Below are 14631 nucleotides of genomic sequence, written 5' to 3' on the forward strand. Positions count from 1 at the left end.
GGCGGCTAGGCTGAACGAATATGCGAACTGTCAAGGCCAATGGGTGGAGCCTCGTCCTCGGAATACTCGCCCTTCCGGGACTCGTGATTTCGGTGCTCATGCTGCCGTGGATTCCGCTGGTAGCCCGCGCCGCAGAGTTTATCGGCCGCATTGGCGCGAAGTGGATGGGCGTTGATATTCCCCCGCGGCGGGCCAACAGATGGTTTGATTGGCAGCAGTTTTATCACCTTTTACTACAGCTTCTTATTTGCGTGGCCTGCTTTGTCAACTGGGTCTCTGTCGGTTTTGTCGCGGGCGTACTGGTCATCGCGCCGTTTATTCCGCAGGCCGAGTTCAATGCCGGCGAGTGGACCACCGATAATCGCCCATTGATTTTTGTCGTGTGCTGGCTCGCGGCCGCCGTGCTCTTCGTCCTACTGGTGGTGCTCAACCGCCTGCTGGTCAAGGCCTCTATTTCCCTCACCCGGCTCGCGCTGAGCCCCTCCGCGGAGGAGTTGGCGGCCTCGCGCGCCACGCTTATTGATGCCTTTTCGGGCGAGCGCCGCCGCATCGAACGCGAGCTCCACGATGGCCCCCAGCAGTACCTGACCGCGCTCAAGCTCAACCTGGCAGCGGCCAAACTCCAGTCCCCGCCCGAGGCTCAACAGGCGCTTGCCGATGCCGAACATAACGCCACCCAAGCCCTATCCGCCCTGCGCGCTACCGTGCGCGGCATTGCGCCACAGGTGCTTTTCGATGACGGCCTCATCCCCGCCCTCGATGAGCTCTTGGCCCACAGCGGGCTCGACGCGGAACTGCACGTCGAAGGCGCGGAACGATCGATTGGGGAAACGACGGCGCTACTGGCCTACCACGCGGTAGCAGAGGCGCTGACCAACGCCTCAACCCACGGCGCGGCCACCGCCGCCACCGTGTCCATCTCTTTTGGCGACGATCTTCACCTCAGCATCCGCGATAACGGCTCCGGTGGCTTCTCTACAGGAGTAGGCCCTAGCGCGTCCGACCCCGCGCACTCCCGGGTCGACGCTGGTACCCGCACCGATACGGGTGGCGAATCGACTACCGCAAAGACCACCGGTGCAACCGCGGGCACTGGGCTGGCCGGGCTGCGCGAGCGAGCCGCAGCGCTCGGCGGCAGCGTCGACTTCTCCCCCGCGCATGAAGAAGGACAAGGAGCGACCTTAACCATGTCACTACCGCTAGAGGAGGCCCGATGAAACTCTTATGGGCAGAAGATTCTGCCCTTTTGCGCGCCGGGCTGGAACAGCTTTTGGCGGCACTGGGCCATAGCGTGACCGCCGTCAACGATGCGGAAGAATTGCGCGCCTGCGCAGGCAGCGATGACTTCGATCTGATCATTAGCGATGTCCGCATGCCGCCCACCATGAGCGATGATGGGCTGCGCGCGGTGCACGATGTGCGTGCAGCAGATCCGTCGCAGCCGGTGGTAGTGCTCAGCCAATACGTGGCGGCAAGCTACTTGGACCGGCTTTTAGAGCACGGCGGATTCGGCTACCTGCTCAAGGAGCGCGTATCCGATGTGGACGAATTTGTGCGCACCCTGGAAGAAGTGGCGGGCGGTGGCACCGTGGTCGATCCAGAAGTGGTTACCGCCCTGCTCTCCGCGCGGCGCACGGGGCTGAGCCAATTAACCGCCCGCGAGCGCGAGGTTTTGGGCCTTATGGCGCAGGGATTGAGCAACCAAGAAATCGAAGACAAGCTGGTCTTAACCGCTGGGGCGGTAAGCAAGCACGTCTCCAATGTTTTTCTCAAGCTCGGGTTTCGGCCCGAAGACGCCAATCGCCGCGTCAAGGCCGTGCTGATGTGGCTGCGCCACACCGAGCGTTAAAGGAGGGGTGTTTACGCGCTCTTCGTGGAGTTGATGACCGCAGCGCGCCAGAGCGTGTACTCGTCAGGGAAATCCTCGCGGTAGTTTTTCACCGCGCGGATGCCGTGCTCGACGGAAGCGATGACCTCATCGATGGAGTCCTCCTCGCCCTCTGCATCCACGAAGATGACCGGGCCGCTAATAGCACGGATGGGATCCTGCAAAAAGGCGGAGTTTCCCGTGTCCGCGGCATTGCGCGCCAGGGATGCAACCGGGTTGGGCTCGGCGCCTTCCTGCTTGGCTTCTGGGTTATACAGCGCGGCGTAGGTCGTGCCGTCATCTTGAAAGACGACGGAGACGCGATCCTCGGTGGTGCCGCCCAAGAACTGGTTGGCGTGTTCTAATTCGAACTCGATTTTCCGGCGGGTGAGATCGGGGTTGACGAGGAAACCAACGGTCATGAGAGAAAGCTCCTTTAAAGCCGAGAGGGCGTGAACGCGTTAAACGTTACCGCCGACTCCCCCACCCCGCAGTGCGAGGAAGAAGAACTTTAGGTTAACTGCGGCTCTTCCACATCCAGTTGCGTATCGGTGCCAATACCCAGGCTTGACGGCGCAGCCCCCTCATGAATGAGCTGGGCGCCGAGGGCAGCAATCATCACGCCGTTATCGGTGCACAGATTAAACCGCGGCACGCGCAGCTCCACCCCGGCGGCGCCGCAGCGCTCGGCGGCCAGCTCCCGCAGCCGGGAATTGGCCACCACGCCACCACCGAGCAGGAGCACCTTCGCCCCGGTATCCTCGCAGGCGCGAATGGCCTTGGCGGTGAGCACATCGGCCACGGCCTCTTGGAACGAGGCGCATACATCCTCCACGGAGATGGTCTCGCCGGCCTTTTCGGCGCGCTCCACATAGCGCGCAACGGAGGTCTTCAATCCCGAGAAGGAAAAATCATGCCGGTGCTCGCCGCGCAGGTCCTCGGCGCGCGACATGCCGCGCGGGAAATCGATGGTGGGTTGTCCGCGGGCGGCCAGCTTATCGATGACCGGCCCACCCGGGTAACCCAGCCCTAGGAGGCGGGAGACTTTGTCGTAGGCCTCACCGGCGGCATCGTCAAGCGTGGAGCCCAACTCGCGCATGGGCTTTCCCACGGCCTCGACCTCGAGCAGCTGGGTATGCCCGCCGGAGACCAGCAGCGCGACCGAGTGCGGCAGGCTCTCGCCCTCGAGGTTGGCCACGGCGACGTGCCCGCCGAGGTGGTTGACACCATAAAAAGGCACGCCCCACGCGGCGGCATAAGCCTTGGCAGCGGAAGCGCCGACGAGCAGGGCGCCGGCCAGGCCCGGGCCCACGGTGGCGGCAATGGCATCGGGCTTATCGATGCCCGCCTCATCCAACGCCGCCCGCATCACCTGCGGCATGGCCTCCAGGTGCGCGCGGGAGGCGATTTCTGGCACGACGCCGCCAAAGCGCGCGTGCTGCTGCATCGACGAAGCAACGGCATTGGCGATAATCTCCATGTGGCCGTTTTGATCTAGCTCGACAATGCCCACCCCGGTCTCATCGCAGGAGGACTCGATGCCCATGACCTTCATTACTGCTCCTTTGCTTCGCGCTGGCTTGCTTGTGGCGACTGGCTGGCGCGCACCATGACGTGCGCATCCGCGCCGGAGGGCTGGTAATAATTGCGGCGGATTCCCTCGATGCTAAAGCCATAGCGACGGTATAGCTCGATGGCGGGATCGTTTCCCACCCGCACCTCTAAAAAGATGGGCGCGCTTTTTAAGTCCGCGATATAGCAAATATTGTCCATCATCATGCGCGCGATGCCGCGGCGCTGGGCCTTAGGATCGACGCCAATGGTGTGGATTTCAAACTCTGGATCTGCGGCTGGGCCCATCATGCCGATGCCGGCATAGCCCAAGAGGACCGGCTCCTCGTCGCCTTCTGAGGCTGCGGGATCGAGGGCACCTTCCACCCCGAGGTAGAAATTGAAGGGCTGAGCCATTTCTTGCTCAAATACCGATTCCGTCCACGGGGTTTCACCGGGAAATAGCACCTTTTCCAGCTCGGCGCAGCGCGGGGCATCGGCGGGGGTGAGCTCGCGGAGGTTCACAGGCGCACCTCTGGAATGGCCGCAGAAAGCTGCTGCTTTTTGGGCGGGACCGCATCGGGGCGACGCAGGTACCTGGGCACGAACGGCGCCGGATCCGCGTCAAGCCGCGCGACGGCCACCAGGCCCTCGGCGGTGGGTGCGGCCTCGCTGCGTGGCAGCGCGGCGAGTTCTTCCGGCAGCTGGTCGGCCAGCTTCTCAGGGATTACCACCTGCGCGATATCCTGCACAGAAAGCTCCCCCGGCTTCGATACGTCTGGGCCAGCCAGGCGTTGCCCCGCGCGGTAGGTGGCCCAATAAATTTCCTTGCGGCGGGCATCGGTGGCAACTAGCGCCGCGTCCGCCGCGTCCTTTTCCTCGGCTGCATCGGCCCCTGCTAGCGCGGCGTGGGCGATGGCATCGTGGGTGCAGACGCCGTGGAGGGGGATGGAGAGGGCATCGGCAAGCGCCTGCGCCGTGGCCATGCCGACGCGCAAGCCGGTAAAGGGGCCAGGGCCCACGCCCGCCACGATGGCATCGAGGTTGCCGAGCTCCAGGCCGGCCTCGCTCATCACCTCGAGGATGGTGGGCATGAGCCGTTCATTATGCGCGCGCGTATCGGCCAGAACGCGCTGCGTCAGCTGCCCAGACTCGGTGTCGACTACCCCGGTGACCAGGGCGGTCGTCGCCGTATCGATGGCCAGGACGCGCATTAGCCGACCAGCTTCCACACGCCGTCTTCGCTCTGGAAGGCCAGCGGCTGGGAGCCCTGAACCAGCGGAACCCCGCCGTCTAGGCCGTGGCCCTGCTGCTCCATGGCCTTAACCTGCGCATTGATCGTTTCGCAGACCTCAACCTCGGAGGAATCCAGTTCCTCTACATAGGGATCGACGCTGTGGCCCAGCGCCATGACGTAGCTCTTGCCCTCAGGAACGACGCCGTCCTCAAAGGTGATGTCATCAGGGTTCGGGGCGGCTTCCTTGACCTTGTCTTCCGCCATGCCCGGGCAGATGAAGCCGATGGCGCTGTAGTCCGCGCCGTAGACATCAGAAGGAATGAGCGACATTACCTCAAGGTTCCGCGGGGCATGCTGCAAGGTGTTGGTGAGGTTGCCCTCCAGGGAATCCTCATCACGCAGGGTAGCCCCTGCAACGAGCACCATCATCACAATGATAAATAGCGCGATAATGGTCGTGGTTAGGTTGCGAGCAAATTTAGTCATGGGGTGAGTAACGCTCCTCGGGTCAAGGGGGTCCTATATGTACATATGGTGAAGTGATTGTCAGTTCTTTTTACCGAGGCTACTCGGCGGCCAACAAGCACTCACCCACTGGGTAGTGCCTGCCAGTGTAGGCGGATTACCCAGTGGGTGAATAATTAGCGCGGGACATACGGGGCTAAAGCAATAACAATAGCAGCACCTGAGCGGCGATAATCTTGCCGATGATGGTGGTCGGGTACACCGTTGCCCAGCCGCGCCCGGCAAGCTCCGTGCCGGTTTGGCCCCGGATGTAGGCAAATACTGCCGGGTTCGTGGTCATGCCGGCCGCACAGCCCATCGCCTCGTCCCACTTCAAGCGCAACACCAGCATGCCGATAACGCCGATGAGGATGGCCGATACCAAGGTAATGATAAAACCAACGCCGATGATGGTCAGCGAGGACGGATCCGTGAGCGCATCGCGGAACGATGCGCCTGCCGATGTCCCCACGCCCGCCAGGAAGAGCGTCAGCCCCAGGTTCGAAAGTGTTTCCCTAGTATGGAAGGGCATCTGCCAATTGATGGGACCGGTGCGATTCAGGTAGCCGAGGAATAGACCGACCACGACGGGGCCGCCACCAAAGCCCAGCTGCAGGGTCGATCCGCCCGGCATGGGAATGGGGATAAGGCCCAGCAACATGCCCAAGGTCAAACCGATGGACATGGATAAGAGGTCAGCATTGCCAAGCGCCGATTCGGAATCGCCCAAGTACTTGCGCACTTCGCGCACGTGGTGCGAGCTACAGACCACGCGCACGCGGTCGGAGTAATTCAACACCATATCCGGGTGCGGGACCGCATCGCTATCGCCCTTGCGCACGCGCGCGATGATAAAACCGTGCTCGAGCGCATCGATATCGCGGATGCGCCTGCCAGCAACCTTGGGGTTGGACACGGTCACGCGCTTATACTGCAAGCCAGCCTCGGGGGTGAGCTCGACGGGATATTCCTCACCGAGCACCTCAATAGCGCCGGCGACGTCCTTCTCGGAGCCATTAATAAGGAATGCTTCGCCCTTGCGCAAGGGCATATCCGGGTGCGCCAGGCGGTGGTGCTCCATATCGGAGATCTCGCGGGTGGCCACCACGGTGTACCCGGTGACGCGGTACAGGTGCCCTGCCGTATCCGGGAAGTCTTTGGTCAACCGCACGCCTTTAGCCACCAGTGGGGCGGGAATCATCCCCTCTTCTTTGGCATCCGCCTCGTGGTCTACCTTCAGGATCTTCGCGCCGATGGCGGCGACTAGGATCGCACCGATGACCGCGCCCGGGTAAGCCAGCGAATAGCCGACGACCGGGGTGGAATTGCCCAGCATATCCACCACCGCTGCCATACCTGGGGTGGACGATAGCGAACCGGCAAACATACCGGCGGCCACATCGGTTTCTAGGCCGAAGACGCGAATGAGCCCAAAACCTACGCCCACGAGCAGGACCAACATGCCGATCATAAAGACGGTCAGCTTCCAGCCACGGGTAGCAAATTCGCGGACGAACGACGGCCCGAAGTTCAGGCCAATGGCATAAACAAAAATGGCCAAGCCGAATTGATACACCAGCGGTGGAATCTGGATATCCGGGTTGGCGGTAGAAAGCCCGAGGGCCACGAACATCGCTGCCGCAGCGCCAAGAGAGATGCCAAAGAATTTGATTTTGCCGATGGCCAAACCGATGGCCATGATGGCAAAAAGGGCGAGCAGAGGACTGGAGGCTAGGAGATCTAACACCCTTCAAGGATCCCGCACCTTAAATACCTAAAACAACTTGACGCCCTAAGATATCCATCACTTATACCTTCAAATTAATGAGACCTACCTAATCATTGTGGCGCCACGACCAGCTAACGCGGCGCACGTCCTCATCGGCGCCGGCGAACTCCGCCGGTTCGCGGTCGATGCTCACAAAGAGGTAGGAATCCGCAATCTGCTCGATAAGGCCGCCGCCCCATTCGGCGACAACGACGGCATCGGCAAGCTCGGTATCCAAATCCAAGGCATCCAGCTCCCCCAAGGGATCGCCGGAATTGGCCCCGCCCTCATCCAAGAGGCGGTATGCATCCACGTGCACCAGGTCCGGTCCTCCAACCCGGGAGCGGTGCACGCGGGCGATGACGAACGTGGGCGAGGTAATCCGGCCCTTGACCTGCATTCCCTGTGCAATCCCCTGAGTAAAGGTGGTTTTTCCCGCGCCCAATGGGCCATCCAGGATAACGACATCGCCAGCTTCTAGTGCGGCGCCCAGTTCCTTGCCGCAGGCGTGGGTCTGTTCCACCGTTGCCAGATCGCGGGTTCCAGACGACGGAAAATTACTGCGCATCGGCCTCTCCTACATATTCGCGTTCGGTGCGGCCGGTGGGCCGACAGACCACTTCATAGTTGATGGTGCCCACGGCATCGGCAAGCTCGGTGGCAGACATGCCGCCCCGACCAAAGATGGTGACCTCATCACCGGGGGCAATGCCGTGCGGGTTTTCTCCTAGATCCACCACAATCTGGTCCATGCACACTCGGCCTACCTGGGGATACAGCCGCCCGCCGATGCCCACCTGAAGGTGTCCCTGATACGCGCGCGGCAGGCCATCAGCATAGCCACAATCCACAGTGGCCAGGAACCCTGGCTTATCCGCGCTCCACGTGCGCCCGTAGCTGGTGGCCTCATTCTTATCAATTGGCTTGACCCCGAAGACATTTCCGGACCAGGTCATTGCCGGGCGCAAGCCATGGTCCCGCCCAGCTATGGGCTCGAGCCCGTAGCACGCGAGGCCGACGCGCACCTGGTCAAAGTGCGCCGACGGGCGCGAGAGCGTGGCCGGCGAATTGGCCAAATGATTGACCGGGCACTCCAGCCCGGCCGCGCGCGCCGCATCCAGGGCGCGCCGAAACTCTTCTTCTTGGGCGTCATTATGCGCGTTATCCGGATCGTCCGCGCAGGCAAAGTGGGACATGAGGCCCAAGACCGTGATATGCGGGGCATCCCGCAGCAGCGCAAAGACCTCATCCCAGTCCGCCTTATCCACCCCGGAGCGGTGCATTCCGGTTTCAACCTTGATATAGATTTCGGCGGGAATCTCTGCTTCTACCAGCTTCTGCGCCTGCGCCGGGGAATTGACCGCAATCTGGATGCCAGAGGCCAGGGCCTCTTCTAGCACCTGATCCGACTGCCAGATCCATGCCGCAATGGGCGAATCGACCCCCATGCGCCGCAGCTGCACTGCTTCTGTCAGCGTGGCGACGCCAATAGAATCCGCCCCTGCTTCCAGCATCACGGGCACGACCCTTTCTACCCCGTGCCCGTAAGCATCCGCCTTCACCACGCACATCAGCTTGACGTCTGGGCCGATCTTCTCCTTAATCAGCCGCACATTATGCGCGATGGCAGCAAGGTCAATTGTGGTTTTCAGCATGCCACTATTGTGCCACTTTCCACCCGCGCGCTGAATTTACTGCAGATATGCACAAGACCCCTCTCCCACCTGTGCAAAAAGGACGAGAAAGGGGTCAGAACCGCCGGAAGATTATTCCACGGTCACGGACTTGGCCAGGTTGCGCGGCTGGTCAACGTCATAGCCCTTGGACTTTGCCACGTGCGCGGCAAAGATCTGCAGAGGCACCGTAGCAAGGAGCGGCTGCATCAACGTCGGTGCCTTAGGCACGCGGATGACGTGGTTAGCGTAATCCTCTACCGCGGTATCGCCTTCTTCTGCGATCACGATGGTGATGGCACCGCGGGCGCGGATTTCCTGGATATTGGATACCACCTTGGAGTGCAGCGAATCGCGCCCGCGCGGGGAGGGGACGATGACAAAGACCGGCTGGCCCTCCTCAATCAGCGCGATCGGGCCGTGCTTGAGCTCGCCTGCGGCAAAGCCCTCTGCGTGCAGGTAGGCGATCTCCTTGAGCTTCAGCGCACCTTCAAGGGCAACCGGGAAGCCCACGTGGCGGCCCAAAAAGAGCACGGATTCCGCATCCTTCATGGAGTTAGCCAGGCCGGCTACCTGCTGTTCTTCATCGATGACGCTTTGTACCTTATCCGGCATATTGCGCAGCTCAGCAAGAACCCCCTGAATTTCATCAGAGAACATATTGCCGCGCAGCTGTGCCAAGTACAGGCCCAGCAGGTAGGTCGCGGTAATCTGCGCCAAGAAAGCCTTGGTTGAGGCCACCGCGATTTCGGGACCCGCGTGGGTGTAGAGCGCCGCATCGGATTCGCGCGGAATGGACGAGCCCTGCGTATTGCAGATGGCGATGACCTTCGCTCCCTGCTGGCGGGCGTGGCGCACGGCCATCAGGGTATCCATGGTCTCGCCGGACTGGGACAAGGCCACGACCAAGGTCTTCTCATTAACGATCGGATCGCGGTAGCGGAACTCGTGAGCGAGCTCGACCTCGGTGGGAATGCGGCACCAGTGCTCGATGGCGTACCGCGCCACATGCCCGGCATAGGCCGCCGTGCCGCAGGCGATCACGATGATCTTATCGATGGACTTCAAGACCGACTCATCGATGCGCAAGTCATCCAAGGTCAGCTGGCCCTGCTCATCAAAGCGGCCGAGCAAGGTATCGCGCACGGCGGCAGGCTGGTCGTGGATTTCCTTTTCCATGAAGGAATCAAAGCCACCCTTTTCAGCGGCGGCCGCGTCCCACTTGATCTCAAAGGACTTGCCCTCGGTGGGGTTGCCGTCGTAGTCAGTAATGACGACATCATCAGCGGTGATGGTGACCACCTGGTCATTGTCCATTTCCACTGCGGACTTGGTGTAGTCAATAAAGCCCGATACGTCAGAGCCCAAGAAGTTCTCGCCCTCACCCAAACCAATGACCAGGGGCGAATCGCGGCGGGCCGCAACGATGCGATCCGGCTGGTCAGCGTGAATGGCCAGCAGGGTAAACGCACCGTCGAGGCGCTGGGCGGTCAGCTGCATTGCCTTGGTGAGGTCACCTGCGGCGTCGTTGTGGAAAACATCGCCGAGCAACGCAGCGGCAACTTCAGTATCGGTTTCAGAAACGAAGTTGTAGCCCTTGTTCAAAAGCTCGGTCCGCAGCTCCGCGAAGTTTTCAATGATGCCGTTGTGCACCACGGCCAGCTTGCCGCCGTCAACGACGTGCGGGTGCGCATTGAGATCGGTCGGGCCACCGTGGGTGGCCCACCGGGTGTGCCCGATTCCCAAAACGGAATCCTTCAGCGGACGGGCTGCGATCTCATCATCCAAGGCAGCAACCTTGCCCGCCTTCTTCCGCCAGCTAATCTCCCCATCGGCGTACATCGCCACACCAGCGGAGTCATAGCCGCGGTATTCCAGTCTGTGCAGACCTTCCACGACTACATCCAGAGCGAAGTATTCGCGGTCACCGCTAGCGTGACCAACATATCCAACAATTCCACACATAAAAAGGAATCCTACCTCATTGGTCAACACGAACCAGGGGTTGGACTAAGAGCCTGTTATTTATGGCCGCATACTAATTCGGGCCGTTTATAGTTACTGAAAACTGGCCTGCACACCGCTAGTTTTCGCGCCCTCGGTGAGCAACCCTCCCGCACTGCAGCTGACCGGGGACGCGGGAGAAGAGGGGCATCGGCAAGCAGCCGCGCCCCTTCCCTGCCGGACCGTTAGCGGGTAGCGCGCTCTAGTATCTCAAGAACATGGTGGTAATCCTCGCCGGTGGCGCGGGTCATACCCAGCTCACACGTGCGGTTGGTCGAGGCGTGATACTGCGCGCCCAGCTCCGTGACCTGGGTGGCCTCGGCGCGGGTGGCGGACTCCGTAAGCTCTGGGTGGAGCATGCCGCGGTCGCCGGCGTAACCACAGCAATTCCAGGCAGTGGGGATGTGCACCTCCGTGGCTGCGGCCCGGGCGACCTTTTCAACATCGCCCATCATGCCGAGCTGGAACACCGAACAGGTCGGGTGAATCGTCATAGACTCCACCGGCTGGGTGGTCTCGAGGCGCGGTAGCAGCGTATCGGCAGCAAAGCTCAGCGCATCGATGACGGTAATGCCGATGGATTCCAGCATTTCCTGAAAGCCCGCGGTACAACTGGACGCATCCACGATCACGGGCAGGCGGGCGTTATCCGTGGCCTCCATAATGCTCTCGCGCACGCGCTGCTCCATGATGTCGTGGCCCTTGCGCATGCCCTTTGAGGACCACGGCGTTCCGCAGCAGAGCTTTTCGATGCCCCTGGGAACCTCCAGCGCGATCCCCGCCCTCTCCAAGACGGTAATGAAGGCCTCCGTGGCACCCATGCCCTCGCCTTGTGGGGCGAACATGGAGTTTACGCAGGCTGGAAGGTAAATTCCCGCGGTCGCAGCGTAGCGATCGCCCACGCGCCCGGCCAGGCGCTCGCGGGACTTGCCGCCCTTTCCTAACTCCGGCTGGTATCCCGGCACGGTATCGGGGCCGATGAGCGAGCGGGCGACGTCGGTGACCTTCGTGACCAACTGCGCCGGCAACATGTGCGCGCCGGTAAGCGCCGTTGCGGCACCGCGGCTGGTGACCTGCCAATTCTTGGCGGCGGTAGACCAGACCTTTTCCTCGGCGGCCCCAGCATTCTCGTGGCGCAGCTTCTTGATGAATTTACCGGTATCAATGCCCACCGGGCAGGCGGTTAAACACATGGAATCCACGGCGCACGTATCGATGCCCATGTACTCATAGGCCTCATCGAGTTCTGCAACCAAGTGCGTATCGCCACTTTCCTGCGCCCGCTGGCGGGCACGGCGCACCACGATGCGCTGGCGCGGGGTCAAGGTGAGATCCCTCGACGGGCAGACCGGCTCGCAATAGCCGCACTCAACGCACGGGTCGATTTCCTCTTCCACCGTGGGGTTGAGCTTGATATTTGTAATGTGCGCATCGGGGTCATCGTCCAGAATCACCCCCGGGTTCATCGTGCCTGCGGGATCGCAGGCACGCTTGAGCTGCTGCATGACCTCGTAGAGCTCATCGCCGTACTGGCGGCGCACATACGGAGCCATGGCGCGGCCGGTGCCGTGTTCAGCCTTGAGGTTTCCCTCTGCCGAAAGCACCAAATCCACCATTTCTTCATTGAAGTTGTTGTAGCGGCCAATGGCGCTATCGCCTTCGAAGCGATCCGTTAGAAGGAAGTGGATATTGCCATCTTTCGCGTGGCCGAAAATGACCGCATCGTCGTAAGAATAGCGGGTAAAAAGCTCCTGCAAGGAGGAACAGGTATCGGCCAAATCGCCCACCGGCACCACAACGTCTTCCAAGAGCGCCGTGGTTCCTGAGGGCCTTGCTTCTGCCACCTGGGCATACAGGCCCTTGCGGAAATTCCACGCGGCGGTGCGGGTGGGAATATCGGCAGAAAACTCCGCCGGCGATTGCAGGTCCAATTCACGCAAAAGGGACGAGCCCTTGTTCTCTTTTTCCCGCAGCTCTTCCTTGTCATCGGATTGGTACTCGATGAGCAGCGCGGCCTGCGAATCCACATCGAAACCAGTAATGGCCTGCGGGACCTTATCAAAGCCTTGGCCCACGCGAATGGAGGCAGAATCCATCAGCTCCAGGGTGGCGGCACCGGTCTCCACCAGGGAAGGCAATGCCTTCGTAGCGGCGGAGAGATTATTAAAGACCGCCACGGTGGTCGTCGTGAGCGCAGAGATGGACACGGTGCGAAAGACCGCTTCCGCGATAAATGCGAGTGTTCCTTCGGAGCCCACCAACAGGTGCTCAAAAAGCTTGACGGGGCTATCAAAATCCAGGAAGGAATTAAGCCCGTAGCCCATCGTATTTTTCAGCTGGAAGTGGCGGCGGATGATATCTACTGATTCCTGGTTATCGCGCACGCGGCGCTGCAGGCGGATGAGCGTATCCACCAGCTCGGGTTCTTGTGCCTGGAATTGCCGGTCCGCATCCGCGTCCGCAGTATTGATCACCGTGCCAGAAGGCAAGACAAAGGTCAGCGATTCCAAGGTGTTATAGGTATTGAATTCGGTGCCGCAGGCCATGCCGGAGGAATTATTCGCCACCACGCCGCCGATGGTGCAGGCCGCTTCGCTGGCCGGGTCTGGGCCGAGCTTGCGGTTGCGCAGCCCCAAACGCGCATTGACCTGGCGCACGGTGGCCCCTGGCTGCACGCGCACCCGCTTGCCGTCATCGAGGACTTCTATGCCCCGGAAATGCTTGCGCACATCCACCAGGTAGCCCTCGCCGGAGGCCTGGCCAGCCAAGGAGGTGCCGCCCGAGCGCAAGGTCACCGGGATGCCCTGCTGCCGCCCCGCTTTGAATATGGCGGCCACGTGTTCTGCCGAGCGCGCTTCAATCACGGCCTTCGGGGTGTAGAGGTAGTGCGAGGCATCGGAAGCATAGGCCACCCGGTCGATGATGCCGGTCTTTACCTCCGGCCCATCCTGCGGAAATAATTGGTCGATCTTAAGGGTGCCGGTAGTCATATGCGGCGACCTGCCTTCCCAGAGAAGCATAGAGAATGTTACCTAGTGCACATTTTCGCCTGGTTTCTCGACAGCGCGCAAGTAAGGCAACCCATATAACTTCGGCGCCGCGCACCCCTTTTGGCCTCCGCGAATCCCCCGCATGTGCCACTCGCCACCCCTTGCCACCAGCACGGGGTGATCTTCATCTATCCTAGAATGCGTGTCTGCGAATTTGAATAAACACTTAGGAACGTTATCGAAGCGTGGCCGCAACCGCGTGCTGGTTGGCGACCTCGATTATGCGGGTATTACCGGCAAGGTTTATACCCCTGCGGAAGGCCAAGGCCTGCCCGCCGTCGCCTTTGGCCACGATTGGATGCACAAAATCAAGGATTACCACGCCACGCTGCGCCACCTCGCCAGCTGGGGCATCGTCGTGGTCGCCCCCAATTCTGAGACCGGCATGTTCCCCGATCACCGCAACCTGTCTGCAGACATGGAATCTGCGTTGCAGATCGCCGCTGGGGTAAAGCTCGGAACCGGCAATATCACCGTATCGCCGGGCAAGCTCGGCATGATTGGCCACGGCATGGGCGGCGGCACCGCGGTTTTGAGCGCGGTTGATAACCCGAAGGTCAAGGCCGTCGCGGCTATTTATCCTGCCGTGACCGCCCCTTCCGCCGTTGAGGCTGCCCGCAGCCTCGATACGCCGGGCTTGGTCATTGGCTCTGGGCGCGATGATATTTTCAATGCCGGAAACCCCGCCAAGCTGGCCTATAACTGGCGCGGCCAGGTGGCCTACCGGGCCATCGACAAGGGCACGCAGGCCGGCTTTAGCGAAGATCGCTTCCGCAAATTGGCCATCGGTTCCGGCGCCTTCCAATCCGGCCCCACCGAAATCGCCCGCGGCCTCGTCACCGGCTTCTTGCTCTCCACCCTCGCCGGCGAGTCCGCCTATGATGGCTTTGCGGATCCTAAGGCGAGCGCGAAGAAGGTAGAAAGCTTGACCGGCGATGAACTGGCCGAGCGCGCCGGCGTGACCCGCGATGACTAAA

The 14631-nt window shown here is 61.4% G+C and carries 13 protein-coding genes; 3 read left to right on the plus strand and 10 right to left on the minus strand.

Translation table 11 applies throughout. The features are described 5' to 3' along the window. The first annotated feature begins 20 nt into the window (after positions 1 to 20). Together ABRP87_RS06100 and ABRP87_RS06105 are read left to right on the plus strand one after the other, a co-directional pair. Positions 21 to 1217 (plus strand): sensor histidine kinase, encoded by a 1197-nt coding sequence (locus tag ABRP87_RS06100; RefSeq protein WP_349868062.1) that lies wholly within the window; start codon positions 21 to 23, stop codon positions 1215 to 1217. Then, positions 1214 to 1849 (plus strand): response regulator, encoded by a 636-nt coding sequence (locus tag ABRP87_RS06105; protein WP_349868063.1) that lies wholly within the window; start codon positions 1214 to 1216, stop codon positions 1847 to 1849. The genes ABRP87_RS06100 and ABRP87_RS06105 overlap by 4 nt, the downstream gene beginning before the upstream one ends. Positions 1850 to 1860: 11 nt before the next feature. Here ABRP87_RS06105 and ABRP87_RS06110 read toward each other — a convergent pair whose 3' ends face one another. From ABRP87_RS06110 to ABRP87_RS06155, 10 genes are all read right to left on the minus strand, one after another. Continuing rightward, the gene (locus tag ABRP87_RS06110; protein ID WP_005277173.1) at positions 1861 to 2289 is read right to left on the minus strand and encodes a hypothetical protein; all 429 of its coding nucleotides are present in this window, start codon (positions 2287 to 2289) and stop codon (positions 1861 to 1863) included. 89 nt (positions 2290 to 2378) lie between these two features. After that, complete coding sequence (tsaD, locus tag ABRP87_RS06115) at positions 2379 to 3422, minus strand: tRNA (adenosine(37)-N6)-threonylcarbamoyltransferase complex transferase subunit TsaD (protein ID WP_349868064.1); 1044 nt, start codon at positions 3420 to 3422, stop codon at positions 2379 to 2381. Next, positions 3422 to 3943: a ribosomal protein S18-alanine N-acetyltransferase gene (rimI, locus tag ABRP87_RS06120; protein ID WP_349868065.1), complete on the minus strand. Its 522-nt coding sequence runs from the start codon at positions 3941 to 3943 to the stop codon at positions 3422 to 3424. Before rimI ends, tsaD begins: the two co-directional genes overlap by 1 nt. After that, entirely contained in the window at positions 3940 to 4632 is a 693-nt protein-coding gene (tsaB, locus tag ABRP87_RS06125) for a tRNA (adenosine(37)-N6)-threonylcarbamoyltransferase complex dimerization subunit type 1 TsaB (protein ID WP_349868066.1), read from the minus strand. The genes rimI and tsaB overlap by 4 nt, the downstream gene beginning before the upstream one ends. Beyond that, the gene (locus tag ABRP87_RS06130) at positions 4632 to 5141 is read right to left on the minus strand and encodes a hypothetical protein (protein ID WP_239269059.1); all 510 of its coding nucleotides are present in this window, start codon (positions 5139 to 5141) and stop codon (positions 4632 to 4634) included. The genes tsaB and ABRP87_RS06130 overlap by 1 nt, the downstream gene beginning before the upstream one ends. Before the next feature lie 175 nt (positions 5142 to 5316). Continuing rightward, positions 5317 to 6906: an aspartate:alanine exchanger family transporter gene (locus ABRP87_RS06135; protein ID WP_349868067.1), complete on the minus strand. Its 1590-nt coding sequence runs from the start codon at positions 6904 to 6906 to the stop codon at positions 5317 to 5319. Between the two features lie 88 nt (positions 6907 to 6994). After that, positions 6995 to 7495 (minus strand): tRNA (adenosine(37)-N6)-threonylcarbamoyltransferase complex ATPase subunit type 1 TsaE, encoded by a 501-nt coding sequence (gene tsaE / locus ABRP87_RS06140; protein WP_349868068.1) that lies wholly within the window; start codon positions 7493 to 7495, stop codon positions 6995 to 6997. Continuing rightward, positions 7485 to 8582: an alanine racemase gene (gene alr, locus ABRP87_RS06145; protein ID WP_349868069.1), complete on the minus strand. Its 1098-nt coding sequence runs from the start codon at positions 8580 to 8582 to the stop codon at positions 7485 to 7487. The genes tsaE and alr overlap by 11 nt, the downstream gene beginning before the upstream one ends. Before the next feature lie 111 nt (positions 8583 to 8693). Next, positions 8694 to 10565, minus strand: coding sequence for a glutamine--fructose-6-phosphate transaminase (isomerizing) (gene glmS, locus ABRP87_RS06150; protein ID WP_005277153.1), 1872 nt, complete (start codon positions 10563 to 10565; stop codon positions 8694 to 8696). Positions 10566 to 10789: 224 nt separating this feature from the next. Then, complete coding sequence (locus ABRP87_RS06155; RefSeq protein ID WP_349868070.1) at positions 10790 to 13594, minus strand: FAD-binding and (Fe-S)-binding domain-containing protein; 2805 nt, start codon at positions 13592 to 13594, stop codon at positions 10790 to 10792. A 202-nt stretch (positions 13595 to 13796) separates the two neighbouring features. Between ABRP87_RS06155 and ABRP87_RS06160 the strand changes: the two genes are divergently transcribed. After that, complete coding sequence (locus ABRP87_RS06160; RefSeq protein ID WP_349868071.1) at positions 13797 to 14630, plus strand: dienelactone hydrolase family protein; 834 nt, start codon at positions 13797 to 13799, stop codon at positions 14628 to 14630. Position 14631 lies beyond the last annotated feature (1 nt).

The organism is Corynebacterium sp. KPL2830, assembly GCF_040225635.1.
Classification (GTDB): Bacteria; Actinomycetota; Actinomycetes; order Mycobacteriales; family Mycobacteriaceae; genus Corynebacterium.

Coding starts and splice junctions, on each gene's coding strand:
- ABRP87_RS06130 (WP_239269059.1), bottom strand. CDS start 5,141: ATGACTAAATTTGCTCGCAACCTAACCACGACCATTATCGCGCTATTT.
- tsaE (WP_349868068.1), bottom strand. CDS start 7,495: ATGCGCAGTAATTTTCCGTCGTCTGGAACCCGCGATCTGGCAACGGTG.
- alr (WP_349868069.1), bottom strand. CDS start 8,582: ATGCTGAAAACCACAATTGACCTTGCTGCCATCGCGCATAATGTGCGG.
- ABRP87_RS06100 (WP_349868062.1), top strand. CDS start 21: ATGCGAACTGTCAAGGCCAATGGGTGGAGCCTCGTCCTCGGAATACTC.
- tsaB (WP_349868066.1), bottom strand. CDS start 4,632: ATGCGCGTCCTGGCCATCGATACGGCGACGACCGCCCTGGTCACCGGG.
- ABRP87_RS06110 (WP_005277173.1), bottom strand. CDS start 2,289: ATGACCGTTGGTTTCCTCGTCAACCCCGATCTCACCCGCCGGAAAATC.
- ABRP87_RS06155 (WP_349868070.1), bottom strand. CDS start 13,594: ATGACTACCGGCACCCTTAAGATCGACCAATTATTTCCGCAGGATGGG.
- ABRP87_RS06105 (WP_349868063.1), top strand. CDS start 1,214: ATGAAACTCTTATGGGCAGAAGATTCTGCCCTTTTGCGCGCCGGGCTG.
- glmS (WP_005277153.1), bottom strand. CDS start 10,565: ATGTGTGGAATTGTTGGATATGTTGGTCACGCTAGCGGTGACCGCGAA.
- tsaD (WP_349868064.1), bottom strand. CDS start 3,422: ATGAAGGTCATGGGCATCGAGTCCTCCTGCGATGAGACCGGGGTGGGC.